At 42.6% G+C, this 19,643-nt stretch carries 16 protein-coding genes, 1 tRNA gene and 2 pseudogenes; 7 read left to right on the top strand and 12 right to left on the bottom strand.

Translation table 11 applies throughout. The annotated features are described in order from the left end of the window. The first annotated feature begins 508 nt into the window (after positions 1–508). Entirely contained in the window at positions 509–1,717 is a 1,209-nt protein-coding gene (gene petH / locus ACL6C3_RS09090; protein ID WP_413166838.1) for a ferredoxin--NADP reductase, read from the top strand. A gap of 180 nt (positions 1,718–1,897) precedes the next feature. On the opposite strand, the gene ACL6C3_RS09085 is transcribed toward petH, so the two are convergent. The 5 genes from ACL6C3_RS09085 to lipA all read right to left on the bottom strand — a co-directional run bounded on the left by ACL6C3_RS09085 (position 1,898) and on the right by lipA (position 7,980). Then, on the bottom strand, positions 1,898–2,176 hold the full coding sequence (locus ACL6C3_RS09085) for a hypothetical protein (protein WP_413166837.1): 279 nt from the start codon (positions 2,174–2,176) through the stop codon (positions 1,898–1,900). 149 nt (positions 2,177–2,325) lie between these two features. Next, on the bottom strand, positions 2,326–4,323 hold the full coding sequence (locus ACL6C3_RS09080; RefSeq protein WP_413166836.1) for a protein kinase domain-containing protein: 1,998 nt from the start codon (positions 4,321–4,323) through the stop codon (positions 2,326–2,328). 239 nt (positions 4,324–4,562) lie between these two features. Further along, a complete protein-coding gene (locus ACL6C3_RS09075) occupies positions 4,563–4,982 on the bottom strand; it encodes a DNA-binding protein (RefSeq protein WP_413166835.1) in 420 nt (139 codons plus the stop codon). A gap of 290 nt (positions 4,983–5,272) precedes the next feature. Continuing rightward, complete coding sequence (gene sigC / locus ACL6C3_RS09070) at positions 5,273–6,478, bottom strand: RNA polymerase sigma factor SigC (RefSeq protein WP_413168286.1); 1,206 nt, start codon at positions 6,476–6,478, stop codon at positions 5,273–5,275. Between the two features lie 632 nt (positions 6,479–7,110). Then, positions 7,111–7,980, bottom strand: coding sequence for a lipoyl synthase (gene lipA, locus ACL6C3_RS09065; RefSeq protein WP_413166834.1), 870 nt, complete (start codon positions 7,978–7,980; stop codon positions 7,111–7,113). Positions 7,981–8,089: 109 nt separating this feature from the next. On the opposite strand from lipA, the gene ACL6C3_RS09060 reads away from it, so the two are divergent. Further along, positions 8,090–8,163: transfer RNA gene (locus tag ACL6C3_RS09060), tRNA-Pro, on the top strand. 163 nt (positions 8,164–8,326) lie between these two features. Continuing rightward, positions 8,327–8,974, top strand: a complete 648-nt coding sequence (locus ACL6C3_RS09055; RefSeq protein ID WP_413166832.1) for a phage integrase SAM-like domain-containing protein — start codon at positions 8,327–8,329, stop codon at positions 8,972–8,974. Between the two features lie 470 nt (positions 8,975–9,444). Here ACL6C3_RS09055 and ACL6C3_RS09050 read toward each other — a convergent pair whose 3' ends face one another. The 5 genes from ACL6C3_RS09050 to ACL6C3_RS09030 form a co-directional block, all read right to left on the bottom strand. Beyond that, the gene (locus ACL6C3_RS09050) at positions 9,445–11,169 is read right to left on the bottom strand and encodes a protein phosphatase 2C domain-containing protein (protein ID WP_413166831.1); all 1,725 of its coding nucleotides are present in this window, start codon (positions 11,167–11,169) and stop codon (positions 9,445–9,447) included. A 97-nt stretch (positions 11,170–11,266) separates the two neighbouring features. Continuing rightward, the gene (locus ACL6C3_RS09045) at positions 11,267–11,710 is read right to left on the bottom strand and encodes a vWA domain-containing protein (protein ID WP_413166830.1); all 444 of its coding nucleotides are present in this window, start codon (positions 11,708–11,710) and stop codon (positions 11,267–11,269) included. Beyond that, positions 11,697–11,987, bottom strand: a complete 291-nt coding sequence (locus ACL6C3_RS09040; RefSeq protein ID WP_413166829.1) for a hypothetical protein — start codon at positions 11,985–11,987, stop codon at positions 11,697–11,699. The genes ACL6C3_RS09045 and ACL6C3_RS09040 overlap by 14 nt, the downstream gene beginning before the upstream one ends. A gap of 410 nt (positions 11,988–12,397) precedes the next feature. Further along, a complete protein-coding gene (locus ACL6C3_RS09035) occupies positions 12,398–12,856 on the bottom strand; it encodes a hypothetical protein (RefSeq protein WP_413166828.1) in 459 nt (152 codons plus the stop codon). Positions 12,857–12,934: 78 nt separating this feature from the next. Then, positions 12,935–13,333 (bottom strand): hypothetical protein, encoded by a 399-nt coding sequence (locus ACL6C3_RS09030; protein WP_413166826.1) that lies wholly within the window; start codon positions 13,331–13,333, stop codon positions 12,935–12,937. Between the two features lie 237 nt (positions 13,334–13,570). Between ACL6C3_RS09030 and ACL6C3_RS09025 the strand changes: the two are divergent. Continuing rightward, positions 13,571–13,900, top strand: a pseudogene (locus ACL6C3_RS09025) (tyrosine-type recombinase/integrase); the annotation flags it as partial. Positions 13,901–13,958: 58 nt separating this feature from the next. Next, positions 13,959–14,150, top strand: a complete 192-nt coding sequence (locus tag ACL6C3_RS09020) for a tyrosine-type recombinase/integrase (protein WP_413166825.1) — start codon at positions 13,959–13,961, stop codon at positions 14,148–14,150. On the opposite strand, the pseudogene ACL6C3_RS09015 reads toward ACL6C3_RS09020, so the two are convergent. Then, positions 14,127–17,130, bottom strand: a pseudogene (locus ACL6C3_RS09015) (Tn3 family transposase). The gene ACL6C3_RS09020 and the pseudogene ACL6C3_RS09015 sit on opposite strands and share 24 nt — an antisense overlap. A gap of 257 nt (positions 17,131–17,387) precedes the next feature. On the opposite strand from ACL6C3_RS09015, the gene ACL6C3_RS09010 reads away from it, so the two are divergent. Further along, complete coding sequence (locus tag ACL6C3_RS09010; protein ID WP_413166824.1) at positions 17,388–18,053, top strand: restriction endonuclease subunit S; 666 nt, start codon at positions 17,388–17,390, stop codon at positions 18,051–18,053. Positions 18,054–18,063: 10 nt separating this feature from the next. Here ACL6C3_RS09010 and ACL6C3_RS09005 read toward each other — a convergent pair whose 3' ends face one another. Continuing rightward, positions 18,064–18,675 (bottom strand): Uma2 family endonuclease, encoded by a 612-nt coding sequence (locus tag ACL6C3_RS09005; RefSeq protein WP_413166823.1) that lies wholly within the window; start codon positions 18,673–18,675, stop codon positions 18,064–18,066. Positions 18,676–18,770: 95 nt separating this feature from the next. Between ACL6C3_RS09005 and ACL6C3_RS09000 the strand changes: the two genes are divergently transcribed. Next, a complete protein-coding gene (locus ACL6C3_RS09000; RefSeq protein ID WP_413166822.1) occupies positions 18,771–19,643 on the top strand; it encodes a type I restriction endonuclease in 873 nt (290 codons plus the stop codon).

Raw genomic sequence — 19,643 nt, 5'->3', positions numbered from 1 at the left:
AAAAGTTGACGAAAATATAGGGGTTCTGGTAGGCTATAAAAAACACCACCCAAGGGCTTAGTGTGTCCACACGTCAAAATAGAGGCTAAAACCCCTATTCTCTCGTAAAATATCAGAAGATTCTGACAAAAAAATAGCAACCCCGACGCACGAATTTTCAAAGCCCAAGCGATCGCCCAAAAAAGACATCTTGACAAAACAGAGAATTTATGTAATGAGACAGGAGACAGTGAACAGTGAACACCTGACCAGTATCATGCTACTGATAACTGATAACTGATAACTGATAACTGCCTCTTGCCTATTGCCTCTTGCCTTTTGCCTTTAAACTGTAAAATGGTAAAAAGTCTAACAAAAAAAGCCCTCCTTGTCTGAGTGAGTAGTTACACTCATTGAGGCGAAGGTGTGGTATTAAGTGGAAGAACACCACCTTAAGAATGGTTTAAAGTGATCTATTGGTCACATTCTGCGGGTGAAACGCTCGGTATTGTAAGGGAGAAATTTATCAATGTATAGTCCTAGTGGATCTGGTGTAGCAACGAAGACAGGCGCTAATAGCCGTGTCTTTGTGTTTGAAGTCGAGGGAATGCGTCAGGGAAGCGATTCCGACAAACTGACTTATCCGATTCGTCGGAGTGGCAGAGTATACATTACGGTGCCCTACGAACGAATGAATCAAGAGATGCGTCGCATTTCTCGGATGGGCGGTCGGATTGTCAATATTCGCCCTTGTAACGGCACTCCCTCAGCCGAAAGCACTGCATCAGGAAATGGACTACAGAGTCAACAGTCTGGAGAACAGAAGAAGCCCATGACGCAAGCTAAGGCTAAAACCGAAGTTCCTGTCAACATCTACAAACCTAAAAGCCCCTTTATGGGCAAATGTTTGTCTAATGAAGAATTAGTAAAAGAGGGTGGAACAGGTACCGTTCGTCACCTCACCTTTGATCTTTCCGGTGGTGATTTGCATTACCTCGAAGGTCAAAGTATTGGGATTATCCCTCCCGGAGAGGATGCTAATGGCAAACCTCATAAGCTGAGACTTTACTCTATTGCTTCTACCCGTCACGGAGACAATCTCGACGACAAGACTGTTTCTCTGTGTGTGCGTCAACTGGAGTATCAACATCCAGAAACCAATGAAACCGTCTACGGCGTTTGTTCGACCTATTTGTGCAACCTCGAACCCGGCGCCGATGTTGCCATTACCGGTCCGGTTGGTAAGGAAATGCTCCTGCCGGATGATGAAGATGCAACTATCATTATGATGGCAACCGGTACGGGAATTGCGCCGTTCAGAGCCTTCCTGTGGCGGATGTTCAAAGAAAGAGAACAAAACCCCGATTATCAGTTCAAAGGGTTGGCTTGGCTGTTCTTTGGTATTCCTTACACGGCGAATATTCTCTATAAAGAACAGTTGGAAGAATTGGAACAGCAGTTCCCCGAAAACTTCCGCCTGACTAACGCCATCAGCCGCGAACAGCAAAATCCCGATGGCGGTAAGATGTACATCCAAGATCGGATTAAAGAACACGCTGATCAGTTGTGGCAGTTGATCCAAAAACCCAACACCCACACCTACATTTGCGGTTTGAAAGGTATGGAAGGCGGTATTGATGAGGGAATGTCCGCCGCCGCCGGTAAGTTCGGTGTTGACTGGATGGAATACCAGAAGCAACTGAAAAAAGAACACCGCTGGCACGTTGAAACCTACTAATTTTTCAGGTTAGAAGGTTCTGATAGCATTTAGGTTTCAGTGAGTTAATTAAATTTGGGGTGAAGGACGAACAGACAGCCTTCGCCCTTTAATTTTTTTGAACAGAGGGCGTATACCATACGCCCCTACGGAGTTCGGTTGAACCGGGTTTCTCTTGTAAAATGCGATGGCCAAATTGATCTAGCAGCGCTGGGTAATTCCTCTGAGGGATTCGATTAAATTTGTGTATTCAATTTGGCTTAATTTTCCGGCGCTGTAAAATTGAGACATACAGCTATTGAGCGCGTTAAATGTTGCTTCGGTATCAATCCAACGTTTTCCCCCGTTCAGCGCTTTTTCTGCCGTCACATAGTCCTCATTTGAGGTAAGCTGCACGCCGTAGGGTAAAGCAATCTGCCATTTCCAACGATTTCGGATGCTAACCGCACAAATCATCAAGCCGTAATAATCTTTGTGCATCTATGAACTGTTTAACTCAAAATTTTTATTAAGATTTAATAATTGTATTACACTTCTTGACAAAACTCAACTGAATTTCTCATTTTTCTGAACGGGTTTCGGGGCGGAGATCTGAGGCGATCGCGAACGGGATGGCTCAAACGCCTATTCTACCGCTGCCAAACCTTAACGGTGCCGTCATAACTGCCGCTTGCCAACCTGAGACCCTTGTGACAAAACGTTACAAACAAGATGTCAGAGGAATGTTCGGTTAACGTTTCCAGTAAGGTTCCGTTGTGAACATCCCAAAGATCGATACCGTGTTGGTTTCCACTGGCTAACAGTTGACCGTTAGGACTGTAGGCGATCGAAAACACATCACTTTGATCGGCCCTCAACGTTCGCTGCACGGTCCAACGCTGACCTTGAGGTTGCCATAACTTAATCATCCCATCTCGGCTACCACTTGCCAACTGTTGACCGTCAGACCGAAACGCAACGCTTCTCACCCAGTCGGAATGATCTTCGAGTCTATCCAACTCCCTGGCTTTTTGCAGATCCCACAACCGCACCGTGTTATCCTTGCTTCCACTGGCTAACATCCGACCATCGGGACTAAATGCCAAACCGTAAATGCGATCGCTATGGCCCGATAAAGTGTACCAGCGCTTACCCTTTTTCATATCCCATATCTCAATAGTATGATCGCGACTCCCACTGGCTAAAACTTCCCCCTTGGGACTAAACGCCACCACCTCAACCCCATCTTGATGACCGGTGAGAGTATACCAACGCTTTCCTTTTTTGAGATCCCAAATTTCTATCGTGCGATCGCGGCTACCACTGGCTAAAATCTCACCGTTGGGACTGATAGCAATCGAAGTCACCCAATTGGTATGACCTGTTAAAGTATACCAGCGTTTGCCCCGTTCTAACTGCCAAATTTCGATGGTTTGATCCTGACTCCCACTCGCGAGAATATCTTCAGTGGAACTAAAAGCCAGAGAGGTTACGGCGCTGCGATGTCCTTTTAACGTGTACAAACAGGACCAACTCGGCGCCTGCTTGGGAGTGACACGTTGAGGTTTAACCGGAGTCTGACGGGATAAAGGCGCCGAAGTTTGTACGGAAGTGGTTTTGGGTGTAGACGCAACAGATGGGGATGGAGTTGGCTTACGTGTGGGGGTAACGTTGGGAGAGACGGTAGAAGAAGTTGAATGAAGCTGAATATTTCCCATGACGTTAGCGGGGATACCGTCGGGATGAAGATCGTTGAGAACTTGTACGGGAGTTTGATAGCGTTGGCTGGGGATAGTCATCAACATTTTATCAAGGACTCGACCCAACTGAGCGCTAAAGGGTTGTCCTTTGAGATAATCTCGCCAAATCCAACGATCTTCGTTAATATCAAATAAATCAAAGGGAGAAACTTGAGTTAACAGGTGAATGCAAGTAACTCCCAAACTGTAGATATCGCTGGCATAAACCGCTTGACCGCGAGTTTGTTCTGGGGCAATATATTCTGGACTCCCGATCACCGTTCCCATCAGGGGAAGTTGGGTCGTTGTAACCACTTTGGCGGCGCCAAAATCTACTAATACTAATTGTCCGGGAAAAGTGCCGATGCTGCTGGTATGAGTGGGTGAAGCGCTGCGTCGAATAATATTAGCCGGTTTGATATCCCGATGAATGACTTGATGAGTATGGATAAACTGCAAAACGGGTAATAAATCATCTAACAATTGACGAATTTTGGCTTCATTAAAGGTGTCATTCCGGGAAAGTTCTTGTTCGAGATTTTCTCCTTCGATATATTCTTGAACTAAATATAAGTTTTTATCCTGTTCAAAATGTGCCAATAAATCGGGAATTTGAGGATGTTTACCGAGTTGATCGAGTCGAACCGCTTCTTGATGAAAAAGTTCTACAGCTTTAGCAGTATTTTGGCTTCCCTGAGTTTGGGGAAAAAATTGTTTAATGACACAAGGGGGTCGAGAGGGTTTATCTTCATCTATTGCTAAAAAGGTTTTCCCAAAACCCCCGAAACCGATGGGTTTGATGGCGCGATATCGTTCTCTCAGCAGCAGTTTTGCACCACAGGTTAAGCAAAATTTACTGTCGTCTGAGTTTTGGGGATGGGTACAATGCGGATTGAGACAGTAGCTCATCGGCAACTCGATAGTAAGATTTTAGATGCAAGTCGATCGAACAAATCCCAGAAGCGATGTTGTTATCTTATTCTATCTTAAGCTGTTACACATCTAAATTACACGACACCCAACACCCAACACCCGACACCCGACACCCGACACCGCCGATCGCTCAATGCAGTTTAAATGTACAACAGCTTATATCAAGTCCGGTTGAATACCCATCATAAAAGTGTGGGGTGATCGGGAGATTTTGACTAACAGATAATCTTGACTTTGTTTAGGGTTTCAATCCAAACCCTCGCACCACAACTGAGCGGCTTATCAGGACTATAGACGACACGACATCCTCCCAGTATTTCGACCTGATGTCCATAAACGTTAGTATTACCCTTTTTAACCGTAATCACGGGAAGTTGTTGCTGTTGTTTTTGATTTTGTCGAATTCTATGAGAGTTAACGTGAACAATGGTTTTCGCGGGCAATCTTGGATTACGCCAACGGGGAGCCGGGCCTCTTGTGCCTCGCTTAATAATGGGTTTGCCGTTAACCAGGGGAATTAGCCACATTTTCCCGGTCTTATAGGCATCTTTGACTCGGCCTTCGCTCAGGAGAACTCGCAGTCGAGCAGTAGAGATTTCTAAAATACGGGCTGCTTCTGTAGTACCTACGATCATTGGACTCTTCGGGGACTATTTTAGAATCGCAATAGTTTTAAAAACTGTATAACTCAACTATAAATGATCGGCCGCTCAATAGTCAATGCTCTGGCTATTCGGTGTTCGGAGTAGCGTGGTTGAACCGAAACCTGTTCACTGTCGGTGGTACTGCGAAGGTGTCTGTTATTCGTTGATTATACAACGGGATTTGATATTAGATTCTATCTTAGACCGATTCGATTAAAAACCCGGCTTCTTTGAGAAACCGGGTTTGTGGGGTCTAAGCGTTAGACTTGAGCCTTATGGGTCTAGGTGAGAGATTCGAGGTAGTCGCGAACTCGGTTGCGACGCTTGGGTTGACGGAGTTTTTGTAAAGCTTTGGCTTCAATTTGACGAACCCGTTCGCGAGACAGTTCTAATTCCCGACCAATTTCGGCTAAGGAATAGGTGTGACCATTTCCCAAACCGTAGCGCATCAGAATCACATCCCGTTCGCGATCGCTAAGGTCAGCTAAGAGTTGTTGTAAATCGCGATGAAGTGATTCTCGCATGAGTTTATCTTCGGGAGAAACTTCTTCTGTTTCTAAAAGTTCGCCGAGTTCTGTATCTTTGTCGCTACCGACTTTTGTTTCGAGGGAAACGGAACGGGGAACTTTTAACAAAACTTCCCGTACCTGTGCGGGAGTCATTTCTAACTCGGCGGCGATATCGTCAATGGTAGCGATTCGACCTTTTTCTTGAGAGATTTTACGCTGTGCTTTTTTAATTTTGTTTAATTTTTCGGTAATGTGAACCGGAAGGCGAATGGTGCGGCTTTGAGTGGCGATCGCGCGGGTAATTCCCTGACGAATCCACCAGTAAGAGTAGGTACTGAAGCGATATCCGCGTGTTGGGTCAAATTTTTCAACCGCACGTTCGAGTCCCAAGGTTCCTTCTTGAATTAAGTCCAGTAATTCTAAACCGCGATTTTGATATTTTTTGGCGACGGATACGACCAGACGCAGGTTCGCTTTGATCATGTGATCTTTGGCTTGTATACCTTCGGTTTGAACTTGGTCAAGTTCTTCGACGGTCAGTTTAGCCAATTCTGCCCAACGACGCTTTCCTTCGGCTATAATAGGTTTGAGATCCGAAACTTGGACGCCTGAGACATTTGCCCAGCGTTCGAGAGACGGACGATGACCTAACTGAGCTACAAGGCGGTCTTGAGTAGCGATGAGCATTACAAAGGTTTCGAGAATACCTTTTTCTTTCTTGGCTGCTTTATCGCGAAGTTGGATTAAACGTTGATAGCGTTGAACTTTTTGAGCTTCGGCGACTTCTTCATCCCGTCCGAGTAGACGAACCCGACCGATTTCTTGCAGATACACGCGAACGAGGTCAGTTGTTCGGCGGTTTGTGTTTTTTGTCGGTTGAGGGCTGTCTGTCTCTTCCATCGAGAGATCGATATCGGAAGGTTCAGGCATATCCTCGAAGTCACGGTCTAATTCTGTATCTACGTTGGTGGCTGGCATAGTCATTGTTCTATTGCTCTGGTGGTTGGAACTTTTGCGAGGTCTACTCTGAGAATTCCCACTCTGATCGGACGATCGATCATTAGGGTCAGTGAGCGCATCCAGTGAACCCAGGGGCTTCTCGGACTTGAGACTTCCTTAAAAGAAGTTGATCCGAGAGTGGGGGATGGCAGACCGAGTAGACGAGTCACTCCTTTATGGTCATTAGCTAGTATAGGGAGACACCCATCACAAAGAAGTGATAGTCATCAGACGCTCAACTAATCTTCATCACCATAAGTTAGGGTTCGCGATCACTCTTTAGTCTGGTTTCAGATCACAACCGGAAAATCAGGGAACTTTTATGGGGAAGGTTAATGATAGATCGAAGATTTTTTGGTCTCACTGGGCTATTCTCAACAGAAGATGCACCTTGATTTTCGTATCGTTTCTGTCATCCCCTGATCGGCCTGTGAATTGTTCGGGTACTCAAAGATGAGATTGAGATCTGTTTTACCCTATTCCCTATTATGACGGATTGAGTGAGCAAAATCACTAATGATGAGGAATTGCGATCGCAGGTGCGGTTTTTTTGTCTGTGTATTGGAACCGTGCGATCGCAGGTTGTGCTTGCTTGTTCGGCGTGAGAGTCCTTAACGTGGATTGTTTTCCATCAAGGTTCTGACTTGTTCGGCGTGGTAGGAACTGCGAGTTAATGGAGAAGCAACGACCTGTAAAAAGCCCAAAGACTCACCGTAGGTTTTCCAAGCGTCAAATTGTTCGGGTGAGATAAACTCAGCAACAGGTAAATGCTTGGGAGTTGGTTGCAAATATTGTCCTAATGTTATGATATCACAGTCTACGCTTCGTAAATCTTGCATCACTTGTCGAACTTCGGCATCCGTTTCGCCCAAGCCGACCATAATCCCCGACTTGGTATAAACTTGGGGTCTGAGTTGACGCGATCGCTTTAACAGTTCTAAACTGCGGTCGTAATCCCCTTGAGGGCGAACTCGTCGATACAAACGCCGAACCGTTTCGGTATTGTGGTTGAGAACTTCCGGTTGAGCTTGTAGGAGGGTATCGAGAGCTTCCCAGTTCGCGCACAAATCAGGAATTAGCACTTCTACGGTTGTTTTCGCCGATAGACGACGAACCGCTTCGATACAGCGAACAAATTGAGAAGCGCCGCCATCGGGTAAGTCATCTCGGTTGACGGAGGTAATGACAACATGGTTCAAATTCATCCGTCGCACGGCTTCGGCGAGCCGTTCCGGTTCGCTGGGGTCTAGTGCTTTTGGTTTTTTCTCAAAATCGATATCACAGTAGGGACAAGCGCGAGTACAAGCAGGTCCCATAATCAAAAAAGTTGCAGTACCCGCATGAAAACACTCTCCAATATTCGGACAAGATGCTTCTTCACAAACGGTATTCAAGCCCAAATCCCGGAGAACATCCTTAACTTGACCGACTCGTTCCCATTGAGGCGCCTTGACTCGCAACCAATCTGGCTTAACAACCACGCTTTACTGCTTCCTTTCAATTTAATACTGCATTTAACCATGCTAGCTGAAATTTTCCCAAATTTGTCTGGGGAAATTCTAGATTGATGTGATACAATAATTTTATCTACGGGATGTAGCGCAGCTTGGTAGCGCACCTCGTTCGGGACGAGGGGGTCGCAGGTTCAAATCCTGTCATCCCGATTCATTTCAAATCCTTACACAGAGGGAGTTTCAGAATGTTTTTGCTGTGACAGTACACCAGCAAACGACTTCCACCGTCTCTCACTGATGGCTCCGGGATGTCTCATTATATAGCTATTATTGGTGAGAAGTTGGTGAGATAAGTTGAACGGAGGCATAGGCTTTGAGTCGTTCTAAGAAAGGTTCCGTCAGTATCGGTGCTGATAAAGGATTTTTGAGACTCTACTGGCGATATCAGGGCAAGCGGTACTTCTTACCCGTTGGCTTGCCGGACACTCCCATCAATCGCTCCCTGGCTCAAAGAAAGGCTACAACTATTGAGTTGGATATTCTCTCGGAAAATTTTGACCCCACCCTCAAACGCTACAAAACCGGGGACAATCGCTCATCAATTGCCGTCGGCGTTTTATTTGAGCAATTTATGGAGTACAAGTCGGGATTCCTAGACTCCCGTACCCTGGAAAAATACCGAACTTGTTTAAGATATGTTAGCGACTTTCTCGGAGAACGAAAAGCCAGCGAGATCGGCGAAAAATTGACAATTGCCTTCAGTCACTGGTTGCAAGAAAAGATGTCAGCCCCCACAGCAAAAGAGCATCTATCCTTGCTGAAAGCGGCTTTTGACTATGGAATCAAGCAAGACTTGATAGAAGTCAATCCCTGGACTGATGTAGTAAAGCGTTTTAAGCTCCCGCCCAAGCAAAAGCCCAAACCCTTTACCCTGTCGGAGATTCAAAAAATTATTCAAACCTTCAAAGATAGCCCATATTACAGTTACTATACCGACTATATTAACAGGTCACGATGTTAGAACACTTTATGAAAACTACGCGGGGTGTATTGAACCCTTGACCCCGACTCCCGGATTTTCTCAACCCCGAAGCATAATTTATTGCTGAGGAGATTGAAGAAATATCCCTCCCTCTCGTACTTAGGGTAATCAGGGAAGATTATAATCTAGCTGGAGCAAGGTTTTAAGCTTTCACTCTTCCCAAAAATTGTATGTTTTAATATTTTTCTACCACTCAACATCCAGCAATGCTATAGCGATCGCAAATCAGTTGTGATCTAAAGTTGAGGAGTATAATCAACGTACAAATAAAAATGGCTATACTGCTCCGCAGCATCGAAGTGAACGCAACGTCGGTATGAATGCTAAGAAAAACTCTTCGCGCTCCGGCGATAACTGATTAACCGGACTTCATCTGAGAATGGAATTTTCTTCGGTAACTCGGTTTGACCCACAAGCTACCTCATAAATCATTCTTAATTGCCATATTTTTACGATTTTTCAGTCCGGAGAACTTCATTAATTAGAAAAATCCCAACCCAAAATAAATGATTTGAATTTAAAATTAACTTCATAAACGTAAAATTGGAATTGGAATTATAAGAATTATTATCCAATGAATTTTGCAGAAAAATTGGATTAATTGGACTGGAGGTGGGACGATTTTCTTCGGGTTCTGAAATGGGAGAAGATTGGGATTGTTTTAAATCTTGTTGTTCTGATGGCTTGGGAGTAAAAATGTCGAATACAGATTGAATCTGTTTTTTCGGTTGTGGAATTGAAGGGAGTTTTATAGAATTTAACGGGGTTTCAATATGCTCCTGAACCTTGCCAAACAGATCGGAAATTTTGTCAGAAATTTTTGGCTTTTGTAACTCATTAGACGAACCGCTAATTTCTTGAGATGGATTAATTTCCGACTTAAACAGATCGGAGTTTGGCTGTTCACCCCGGCGAATTTTAGATGAAGCGAAAGGAATACTCGGAGAACTGTAAGAAAGCTTCAAATTTCCTTCTTGAGATATGGCGGCGATCGCACCATCTCCGACTTGACAACTCAACACCAAACTATAAGATTCTCCCGCCACTTTTATTAAGGTATGAACAGCTAAAAGTAAAGTGGCTGAAAAGTCCTTAATCTCAGGTATTTTATGGTTTAAAGCGATGTAATAATCGGTTAATTTGTTGCAATCATCGGCTTTGGCTTTCACGGCTTCATAGGCTTTTTGTACGGCGATGTGAAGGGCTGTTTGAACTTCATTAAAGTCTTGACCAACAAAAGACCAATCTGGTTGTCGTTGCAAATCATTCGATAAGTTTTCGGTTTTTTCTCGTTGTCTAATTGTACAATTTTTTAGAATTTCTGATAAATATTGAACCGCAGCTTGACAAGAAACTTTTGCACCCAAGCGGGATAGTTTTTTAGAACCCGCACCATCAGAAACAGCAATAATTGTCCAGTTTGTACTGATTTTAAACTCAAACCAATCATCACAATTGGTTCCGTTATGCTTGTGCATTTTCCCTCGCACTCTAGCACCAACGAGTTTTAGTTTTTCTGGGGTTTCCTGTCCTTTAAAATCAAATTCTGAATGGGGAGCGGGTTCGTTTTGAGGTATTGGATGATATTCCCAAGGTGCATCAACTGTTGTCTCCATTGGGAAATTTTCAGATGCTTGTTTGTTTAATTGTTCGGGTTGTTGTTGTGAAGTGTTGGATGGGGTTTCTTCGGGTTTCCAAGGCGAAATTTCTCTAGAAATAGTTGAATGGTTTTGCTGTTGAGATTCAGGATTAGTTAAACTCTGTTGTGGGGGTGAATCTCGGGATAAATCCTCTGGGGTTTCTGAATAATTTCGTGAGAGGTTTTCCCTTAAAATTTCTCTGATTTTAGCTGTTATTTGTTGTTCTATTAAGTTTTGAATTTGACCGAGTTCTTCGGATTGATAGTGAGAAAAAGATTTTAATAATGAATCCAAAAAACTTTGACAAAACTTTTCAATTTCTTCCTCAATATTGGAGCCATTTGGGATTTTGAGTTGAATTTTCGATAACTTTTCTTGAAGATGTTTTACAACTTCATCAATAAGCTGATTTTGCTGTTGATGATCTTCGATTATCTGTTTACATTTCGACGACAAGGTTTGAAAAAAGCCTTCCCTTCTGAGATTTTGAACAATCTCAGGAATTATCTTTTCATAATCATGTTGGTTTTGCATATCTTTACTGCCATTAGTTTATCCGGATTTTAGGATTTTAATCTGTTAGAGCGAAGGGGAATTCATAGCACCCCGCAGGGTACTATGAAAAGCATTTTTAGGGAACAATTTGAATCCCTTGAGGTGGGGGTGGCAGGTTAATCGGTTGATCGTCTGCCATCACTTGAGCTACACTTTGAGAAGTTTGTTTAATTGATTGTGAAACCCATTTAAAGAATTGTTTGAGCGTATCTGGTTGAAGATTATCGAGTTTAAGAACAATTTCTGTAATTCGTTTGAGAAGCTGTTCATCTGCGCCGGAACCTGCCGCACAAGCAATAATATTTGCAGCTTTTTTCTGCTTGAGTTCATCGGCAGCTTTTTCCCAACTATCGGTGGGCATTCCATCTGTCATTAAAAAGACTAATGGTTTCCAATCTCCTTTTTGAGTTTCGCTGGTTTTACGAACTTCTTGATCGAAAGATTTAGTTAATAGCTTTAGAGCGGCACCGAGAGAGGTTGTACCTCCTACGGAAAGATGGGGCGGATTAAAGGATAACAACTCTGTCAGAAGAAAAATTTGCTAAGTAATTAATCATGGTACGAGTCACGGGTTCTACCACGTTGGGAATGCTAGCTGCGGCACCAAAAACACCTCCAACAACCCCACTGACTCCATACATTTTTTTCATGGAAGCGGAGCCATCAAGGGCTAAACCCATTCGTACTCCCTCCAAGTCAGGAATAGTTAAAATGGTAGCGACAATCTTTAAGTCCCCGCTACTTTGCTGGAAAACGTTAACTTCGCCAAATGGCTCAACAACATTAGATAGCTGCATTTAAAAATTATCCAATTGCTCTCAGTTTACATCAGAATGTATTGGAGATATAACCGTAAATCTCCTGTATTTTGAAAAATAGGTTAGTCTTATTTGGATTGAAAGTCTCAGTAAATTCACGGAGTCTACTTGGCAATCTTTGCCCGGACTAAAAAGATGATTTTCGACTCACCTATTAGAAACATATCAGCCCACTCAGGATATTTTACGAAAAGCTTTACATTTTTTTACGAAATGGCACCTATTGATTCAAGAGTATCTGGAGGTAGGCATCTCCATAAAATATTATTTGGAAATATCTAGTGCCATATATATTGCTCTTAAAATCAACAAATTAGCAAAGATTTTGAACGATTGATTGCCGGGTTGACAATTTATGCAAAAACTTAATATAATTGACCGATTATTATTTATTTTAAAAGAGTTTCTCGCTTTATGGCAGGTGAGGTATTGTTACATCGAAGCTTAGGCTGAACCTCCTCGACAAAATAATTCACCTTGGCTTGCTCCAATCGACTATCAACATTTACCCAACCGTTATCCCAAACAACATCCAAAACCTTATGCTCGGTGTCATTTTCCAATAAAGTTAATCTGCGATTGGCTCCGCCAGTGCGCTCCGCGCAATCGCGTTTACTCCAATGAGCCGTATGCTGAGAACCCTCAAGGTGATGGGTTCGAGCCTGGTTCAAGCAATCGCAAACCACACAAGCAACCATTTCCGCCCATCGTTGCTGTTGTTTAACGTCAGCTTCGGCTTGCTGAATATCTTCCAGGGTAAACCCCGCATCAAAAGCATCACTAATATCCCACCCCTTCTTAACTTCTCCGACTCGGGGAACCAACGCCACCGTTGCTTGTTTTCCCACATCCCGTAAAGCTTTAGCTATTTTAATCGCGCCAATTTGTCCTTCATTGTGTTCATCAAAGCGATTGCCTCGCTGCGCTCACCATGCTTCGCAAACGTAAAAAATCACAACTTCTTCACCGGGAATAGCTTTCAGTTGCTCAGGAGGGGGAATTCCCCTGGCTCCGGTCGAAGTGCAAGCAACGGCAATGCTTTCCCCAGACTGACGCACCGCATCCCCCAACCTCACCGCATCCCAAGGCCCTTCTGTTAAATAGGTTTTCTCCACATTTTGTTCGGGCTGCTGTACCACCCAAACCGAAGGCGGAACGCCCGACTGCCCCCATTTGGGAGTTCCCGGTTCGAGTTCGTTTTCTGATAGCCAGGGGGCATAGCGGCGCCGAAGGTAAAGCTTATCGGGTTCAACGGCATCCCGGTGATGGAAAGTAATTGATGCAGGAAATGACTGCCCATCGGGAGTGCGGAAACCAAAGTTCAATCCAATGTTGTAGGCGTAAATAGAAGGTCGGTGTCATCAGGTGCAGCCTGGTAAAGTTTTGTAAATTCCCCTCGTTTTTTGGCCCACATTCATAAGTAATACAAATCCTAACTTTGCCGAGAAAAATACAAAGTCGGCAATGTATCATGGAACTAGGAACAATAGCATGAGGGATAGACCCATGCAAAACAAAACAGCTCCACGTTCATTTTCGGCAAAGTTTTTTTTCCCCCACCCATGAAGAAGGTTTCTACGGGAGAACGGGAATATTTGCGACCAGATGAAGTTGAAGCCTTAATCAAAGCGGCTCGTCATGTGGGAAGACATAGAGTTAGAGATGCTGCCATGATTTTATTAATGTTCCGTCATGGCTTGAGAAGTGCAGAATTAGTCGCTTTAAAGTGGTCAAATGTTGACCTCAAAGGAGGTTATATTGAAATTACAAGAGTCAAACATGGACATGATAGTGTGCATCCCCTTCGTTCCCCTGAATTAAGAGCTTTAAGGCAATTGCAACGAGATTATCCTGATACTCAATATGTATTTGTTTCTGAACACAAGGCTCCCTTGTCAACTCGTTCCATTCGTCATATTGTAGCTAGAGCTGGGAAATTAGCAGGAATTTATGAATGCAGTTCATCCTCATCAACTACGTCATGCCTGTGGTTATTATCTAGCCAATTCAGGGCAAGATACAAGGGCAATCCAAGATTATCTAGGGCATTGCAATATTCAACATACAGTACGCTATACTCAGCTTAGTCCGTCTCGAGCGCGAGGAATTTTGGACGGATTAAGCTATGGCAGGTTGAGTTAAGCGAGCAATCCTTTCCTTCAAATCCAATTTGAATGTACCATAAGGATTAACATGACTGAAAATCAAAGGTGTAATCGCTCGAAAATCCTCCGAGGTCAGTTTTTTCTGCCAATTTTTCTGTGCCAACACACTTTGAATCATTAGGGTATTCACATAAACCAAACAGATTTGCAACAGATGCAAAGACAATACCGATAATTCTTGACTCTCCAAACGATTTGAGGCAAACTCACCCCCTTTGCCATAAAAAATCAAATCATTTACCCCATTCCATCGTTCCACCACATTCAATCCCTCATTAACTTCTCGGCGTACCGCTTCTGAATCTAGATATTCACATAAAAAAATAGTTTTAACCACCCGTCCTAATTCTACCAAAGCCTGATAAGTTGGATGCTTAAAAGAATTTTGAGATGTTTTCCTAAACCGTTTGAGAATGGCTTCAGTTTCTGCCGTTCCTAACCGTAAAGCTGTAGCATACTTCACCATTTGGTCATATTGTTTACGAATCAAATCCCAATTAATCGGACGAGTAAGAATAGGTTGTAAGTTAGGATAAGCATCACTTTGACCGACATCTGGACGATATAACTTTTGTACCTTAATTCGCTTTAGGCGTGGCATTAACTGAAATCCTAACAGATGAGTAAAGGCAAACGCTACCTCGCTTTGACCATGACTATCAACATAGTTTTTCTCAACTTCCATATTTGTACAATGCCGTAAAACACCTTCAATCATGGCAGCCACTTCTGATAAAGAACAGGTTTTGAGTTGAGAATAAATACAGGTTGATTTCTTTTCAACGTGCCAATAAATCATCACTCCTCGACCCCCATACCGCAGGTGATACTGAGTCATTAAATTCTGTTCCCAAGCGGCAAAATGTTTACTGTCACTGGCACAGGTTGTGGTTCCTTCTCCCCAAATCTGCGGTAAACGAATCTCAAAAATGGCATTGACAACTTCAGCAATAGCACTACGGATTTGCTCTTTATGAATGTAGCGACGACGGACATACAGTAAATCTTGATAGTTTTCACCGTTGATTCCGGTATTAATCCGTTTTAATCCCGTATTGGTTCCCATACCATAGATACACAGCAGTAATCGCTTTTGTAGAGTTTCTCTATCAATAATCTCTCGATTTCCCATACTCTTAAAGTGGCGAGTCAAGTCAACCCTTAAATCAGTCTCTTTGAGAATATCTAATAGATTGGTTTGATGCCAAATTCGATTGATTTCTGCCTTAAGCTGTTTGAGATTGAGCGGTTCGCCGATGGGTGGAAAGGGACTAACTCGAATTAACCCTTGATTTTGACCAATAACATGGACATGACGATTATTCGGCATCCCTTCATCTAACTTCTCTAATCCTTCTGTCATTTTTTGTTTAAGGTCATCAATGAAAGTTTCTACTTCTTCTGGTAGAGTTAAAGCTTGATAGTAAACTTGACGATGCTGTTCAAAATCTGTGGGTAAATCTTCATCAGGATTGCGATAACGATTAGCTCCGACTACCCAGATTTCTTTACAGGATAATCGTTCTCTTAATGCTTGTAAAACACTGATTTCATAGTTGATGCGGTTAATCCGTTCTGAGCCATCGGAGTCTTTTTCTAATAGAATTTCTTTCCAACCTGTTTTAAGAACTCCATCAATGGGGATGTCTTCACCTGAATCATAATATCGAGCTGAACTTTGAGCGTATTTTTTTAGGAGTTCTATTGCTTGCATGACCGGACGATGAATGTCATTATTGGAGCGAAACTCTAATACTTCTAAAAGCTGGGGAATCATCCGACGATAGTGATTAGCAAAAGAAGAACGGATGATGGTGTGAACCCGTTGCCGATAAGCAATACCTGTAGATTTATACTCTTTCACTTCTTTCAAGGTTTGTTGAGAAACGATGGGATAGATGACTTTTTCAATAACTCCGTCGGGTTGCTCTACTGCCACTTCAGCAATCCGAAACAGTAGGTTAGTTTTGCCTGTGACTTGCTTAAAGTCTTCGAGAAATTGTTTTTCAATTCGTTTTTCGGCTCTCGTACCAATCCGTCGAATAATTTGAGTGAGTAGTTCAATCAAATTATCTGTGATTTCTTGACTGCGTTGCCAACAAAATGCTGCCATTAGTGTGTAGCGAATTGCTGGTGGATGTTGTCGTAAAAGGTAAGGGGTTTCAGTTGCAGCTCTTTGACGGTATGTTTTGACCAGTTTCGGTGAGGTATTTTTGAATAAATCTGTTGGTAAACCTACAGTACGAATCCTTTTAAGTTTTTGAATTTCTGTTAATAAACTTTCTAAACCAACTGGCCCTGGGTCAGTTTTAAAAAATGCTAAATCTGAAGTCACTCGTTCCCTAGACTGCCACTCCGAGTGCTGCGGTTTTTCTGAGTTCAGAATCTGAATTTTCTGATTTTTCTGTACTTAAAAGAATATCAATTTGAGAGAGAGCTTGTTGAGAGAGTTGCGAGAATGTTTGATTACAAAAGTGAGTTTCATGTTGAGTAATAGCACTCCGAATTAAACGTTCCATTCTTCCAGGTGTTGGAGGTTCAATTTGCAACTCTCTAAATCTTTGATAGACCCGTTCTTGAAGGAGGTCAAACCGTTGTTCATTTGGCAATATTTCTTGAAAAAGCCAGTCACTCATCTGTATTGAATCTTGAACTGTGGCGACTCGAAAATCAAACAAACGACGAATTTCAACTCGATAAACTTTGGCTGAACGTCCTTGCCAATCATAATCGGAATACGCACTTTCAGGAAGATTTAATTGGTCAGCGATGTAAGAAATAACGACTTTTGGAATGGATGATTTTTGTTCAGGAAAACGAGCAAAAAGTTGGAAATGCTTTAATAAGAGTGCAAAACCAATCTGATTTCCTCCCACTTTATTCCTCACCAGTTCTAGTTCTTGGGGGGCAAGTGTCCAATTTTCAATTAATTCTTCTTCTTTCCACTGTAGCTTGATCATTCATCATCTTCTCCACAGTTATTTCTTGAGTCAGCATAGGAGAAGAGGTAGTTGTACTCTCAGAAATTCATCAAAAGTGCAGATTTGAGATGATTTGTCAAATGCTTGAATAGGTATATATTTATAAAACTTATTAATTTACCTGAATATTGGATAGAAGAGAAAGAGGTGGTTTGATGGCTAGAAGTTATATATAGTAGCCATTTCAGCCACCGACTGCACTTGGTGACACCGACCTTCTATTTACGCCTACTATGCAGCAACTCCTCACGGGTAAGACTCGCTTACCGGGGTTTGGTAAGGGAATGGGTTATAAAAAAAGTGCGATCGGTTTAATTCCTGAAGATTGGGAAGTAATTCCGTTAAAACTTGTTTGCAAGGTTAATCAAGGTCTTCAAATAGCTATTGATAAAAGGTTAAAGTTTTCAAATAGTAAAGCAAAAAGATATATAACGATTCAGTCTCTTAATTCAAATGATAATTTAGAATACATAGAAAATTATTCTTCCTCGGTAGTTTGCAATGAAGAAGACATATTAATGACTAGGAAAGGTAATACAGGAATGGTCATTACTGGAGTAAGTGGAGTATTTCATAACAATTTTTTTAAAATTAAATTTGACCAGAGTAAAATTGTCAAAAATTATTTTGTTTTTTGCCTAAAATCTAATTTTATACAAAAAGAAATTATGGAAAAAGCTGGAACAAGTACCATACCAGATTTGAATCATAATGATTTTTATTCCATCCGAGTAATCCTCCCACCCCTCTCCGAACAAAAAGCGATCGCCTCTGTACTCTCCGACATGGACGAAGAAATCGCTGCATTAGAAAAACGCCGCGCCAAAACTCAAGCCATCAAACAGGGAATGATGCAGGAATTGTTAACCGGAAAAACTCGACTAATTGACAATTGTTAATTGTTAATTGTTAATTATCAAAAATTTGTTTAGCCGTCAATTGTAACTCAGGAAAAGCCAAAGACTCAACTTGGTCATCTCCTCGAAATTGCATCACCTCATACTCCCCATCAACCATTTGATAAACCGAAAGCGTCGGAGATTTAGGATCGCCAATAAAACGCCGTCCCCCCAAACCCAAATAATCCACAATCCAATATTCTGGTATCCCCATTAACTCATAATCTCCCGCCTTCTTCAGATAATCATTCTGCCAGTTCGTGCTAACGACTTCCACCACCAACCGCACCGAACTCCCCTGCATAATAACAGACTCTTTTTGCCAACGGGGTTCCTTGCTTAACTCCCCTTTATTTAGCACAATGACATCTGGTTGATAACCCGACTCATCATCCAACGGTTTCAATAGACAATCCCCCGGAATCGAGTAAGGTAACTCATAACGGTCAATTTGAACCCCTAGTTTTAAGGCGATAAATCCTGTAATATTAGAGTGGGTTCCCGTTCCTAAAGGCATCTCGACAATCCTTCCGTTGTGTAGTTCATACTTGCAGCTTGCATTTTCTGGATACCAGGCAACAAATTCATCAAAGGAGATAGGTTTACTAATCGTTTGAGTCATAAAAAAAAGGGAATAAAAAATCTGGAATGAGGAATCAGAAATAGGCTTATGATAGACTAGGGATTTATTTAATTATCAATCATCAATTATCAATTATGACAGAAGTGGGACAACCCGAAGGTGCTACCCAAAAAAGAATTATAGAACTCTTTCAAAACCACCTCGGTTATAGCTATTTAGGAGACTGGAAACACCGGGAAAATAACCGCAATATAGAAGCCCAATATTTAACCCAATGGCTCACTCGGCAAGGCGTAAACGACACCCTAATTAACAAAACCCTCAGAGAACTCGATAAAGCCGCAGCCCTGGGAGAAACCCAAAACCTCTACGATGCCAACAAAGCCGTTTATCGCCTCCTGCGTTACGGCGTAAAAATCAAACCCGGCGCCGGAGAACAAACTCAAACTGTCTGGTTAATTGACTGGGAAAATCCCGAAAATAATCAATATTATATCGCCGAAGAAGTCTCTCTCAAAACCAAAAGCAGCGACAACTTGATTAACACGCTCAACCAAAACGACCCCTGGTTAATTTGCTCCCTGATTCAGAAATTTGGCAACCATTCCCAGGATACCACTAACGAATTTATCGACAGCCTCCAACAACTCCCCAGCAACTTTTCCCCCAAAGGAAACTTATTTGTCTTTGTCGATGAATGCCACCGCACCCAGTCCGGTAAACTCCACACCGCTATGAAGCAAATTCTCCCCAACGCTTTATTTATCGGCTTCACCGGAACCCCCCTACTGAAACAAGATAAACGGCGCAGCATCGAAGTCTTTGGCGAGTACATTCACACCTACAAATTTGATGAAGCCGTAACCGATGGCATTGTCCTCGATTTACGTTATGAAGCCCGCGACATTGACCAAACCCTCACCAGTCCTCAGAAAATAGACCGATGGTTTGAGGCGAAAACTCGTGGCTTATCGGAGTTTGCCAAAACCCAACTCAAAAAGAAATGA

This window comes from Capilliphycus salinus ALCB114379, assembly GCF_047276495.1.
GTDB lineage: Bacteria > Cyanobacteriota > Cyanobacteriia > Cyanobacteriales > Microcoleaceae > Capilliphycus > Capilliphycus salinus.
The sequence above is the reverse complement of the archived record's forward strand: the minus strand, read 5'-3'. Positions and strand labels throughout refer to the sequence as shown.

Excerpts from the sequence above, each read along its gene's own strand:
- petH (WP_413166838.1), top strand. The coding sequence starts at position 509 with ATGTATAGTCCTAGTGGATCTGGTGTAGCAACGAAGACAGGCGCTAAT.
- ACL6C3_RS09085 (WP_413166837.1), bottom strand. The coding sequence starts at position 2,176 with ATGCACAAAGATTATTACGGCTTGATGATTTGTGCGGTTAGCATCCGA.
- ACL6C3_RS09080 (WP_413166836.1), bottom strand. The coding sequence starts at position 4,323 with ATGAGCTACTGTCTCAATCCGCATTGTACCCATCCCCAAAACTCAGAC.
- ACL6C3_RS09075 (WP_413166835.1), bottom strand. The coding sequence starts at position 4,982 with ATGATCGTAGGTACTACAGAAGCAGCCCGTATTTTAGAAATCTCTACT.
- sigC (WP_413168286.1), bottom strand. The coding sequence starts at position 6,478 with ATGCCAGCCACCAACGTAGATACAGAATTAGACCGTGACTTCGAGGAT.
- ACL6C3_RS09050 (WP_413166831.1), bottom strand. The coding sequence starts at position 11,169 with ATGCAAAACCAACATGATTATGAAAAGATAATTCCTGAGATTGTTCAA.
- ACL6C3_RS09040 (WP_413166829.1), bottom strand. The coding sequence starts at position 11,987 with ATGCAGCTATCTAATGTTGTTGAGCCATTTGGCGAAGTTAACGTTTTC.
- ACL6C3_RS09020 (WP_413166825.1), top strand. The coding sequence starts at position 13,959 with ATGAATGCAGTTCATCCTCATCAACTACGTCATGCCTGTGGTTATTAT.
- ACL6C3_RS09010 (WP_413166824.1), top strand. The coding sequence starts at position 17,388 with ATGCAGCAACTCCTCACGGGTAAGACTCGCTTACCGGGGTTTGGTAAG.
- ACL6C3_RS09005 (WP_413166823.1), bottom strand. The coding sequence starts at position 18,675 with ATGACTCAAACGATTAGTAAACCTATCTCCTTTGATGAATTTGTTGCC.
- ACL6C3_RS09000 (WP_413166822.1), top strand. The coding sequence starts at position 18,771 with ATGACAGAAGTGGGACAACCCGAAGGTGCTACCCAAAAAAGAATTATA.